Below are 1,716 nucleotides of genomic sequence, written 5' to 3'. Positions count from 1 at the left end.
CTTCTTCATCTTCTAGGTGGCACAAAGTTCTAAAAGCTAGATATTCTCTAGCTCTCAGCTACTCGTCACCCCGTGAGGTATGTCTATCAGATCGATCTAACCATTCAAAGATGGTTAGATTTATTACCTCATCAAATTCTCGAACTTGAATGTGGGGAAGATATTGATGTCATCAGCCGCTCATTAGTTGCTGATTCAGAGGAACGCGACAGACTTCTTGAACAGGTTAAGCATCGCGATAGCTCGCTTACTCTAAGAAAACCAGAAGCCCTTGCCGCGATCGCCAATTTTATTGAACATTGCCAAACAAATCCAACTGCTAACCTAATCTTTCAATTCACCACAAATGCAAAAGTAGGGAGAGAACGCCAATCTCCAATTCCCAACCAAATGCCTGCTATTGAAGCCTGGGAACGTTTACGGTTAGGAGAAGTAGAAGCAGGAAATTGGGATGAAGTTATAACAGGCATTCGCCAGATCCTAAAGAATGCTAAGAAGCCAGATGATCTTCACGAAGATACATGGCAGGAATTCTGCAATTTCAGTCAAACAGCGACTGACGAGCAGTTTTTTTCTCTCATTTACAAATTTCAGTGGAAAACCAAGGCTCCAGAGGCTCGATCACTCAAATCCATTCTCCAACAACAATTGCTGGATCGACGGTGCGCGATCAACTTTCTGCAAGCACAAGAGCAATACGAAAGACTATTCTGGTATGTTTTCAGCCGTCTTTGTGAACGTGGAAGAAAACAACTCACTTTAGAGGACTTAAATGCTCAACTGGCTTTGCCAACCCTCAGTAGCACCGATCACGCAACATTAGAAATTCTGAAAGCTTGGTCTTATGAAATTGATGCTCGTGTTACTAACTTGGAGCAAGAACAGCAACAGAATAACCAGTTGCTCGCTAGTTTGGGTGTGGAAGTTCAACGGTTAGCCAAGGAACAGGGAATTGATGGAGCAGTAAAATACGTTATTGAAACTCCAATTCTAGATGTTTGTCCCTTGGCTGAACGTTCTAGCTTGAGAGAAGAGACAGTTCAAGTTCTAGCACAAACCCTTACCAATCATACTTGGGTTGCCATTGATGGTAGTTTAGGTTCAGGCAAAACTCAATTAGCTGTCCTACTGGTTCAGTATTTAATCAGCCAAGGACGCTGTACAAACTGTATTTGGTTACGCCTTAGAGATTTAACGATAGAACAAGCTTGTCTTCGTTTTGATCAAGCAATCGAAAGACAAGTAGGTCGTCCGGCAGAAGGGAACTTTAGTAGGTGGTACAACGAACTGAGTGATCGTCTTGAGCCGAACACTATTTTGGTTTTTGACGATCTGCCTCGACTTGCAAGAGGAGACGAACTTGAGACTCGATTAACCCAACTAGCACAAAGATGTCATAACAGAGGCATCCGCCTTCTATCGACTAGCTTCCATCAGTTAACTCAAAACTTGCAATCTGTACTAGGGAGTCATATCCTTTGTACTATGCAGGTTCCACCATTTACAAATAATGAAGCAGTGGAACTCTTTAGAGCCTATGATGCTCCTGAGTCTTTTAATAACTTAGATTGGGTTCCCTATTTAAATGGTCTAGCAAATCGCCATCCATCTTTACTTGCCGCAGTTGCTGATTACTTACATAAGTAACAATGCATAATTAATTGTATATTTGTGGTAAGCTTTTAGTGGCTCTAGTTGTTGCTAGTAGGTAAAAAT

1 protein-coding gene is annotated in these 1,716 nt (G+C 41.8%); it reads left to right on the top strand.

The window, feature by feature from the left end; translation table 11 throughout:
* Nucleotides 1–72 precede the first annotated feature (72 nt).
* Nucleotides 73–1,647: an NACHT domain-containing protein gene (locus C7H19_RS25120; protein WP_106459623.1), complete on the top strand. Its 1,575-nt coding sequence runs from the start codon at nucleotides 73–75 to the stop codon at nucleotides 1,645–1,647.
* Nucleotides 1,648–1,716: the final 69 nt, after the last annotated feature.

The organism is Aphanothece hegewaldii CCALA 016 (assembly GCF_003007785.1).
Taxonomy (GTDB): domain Bacteria; phylum Cyanobacteriota; class Cyanobacteriia; order Cyanobacteriales; family Microcystaceae; genus Chroococcus; species Chroococcus hegewaldii.
Note: the sequence above shows the minus strand (reverse complement) of the source record. Positions and strands in the feature narration are given on the sequence as shown.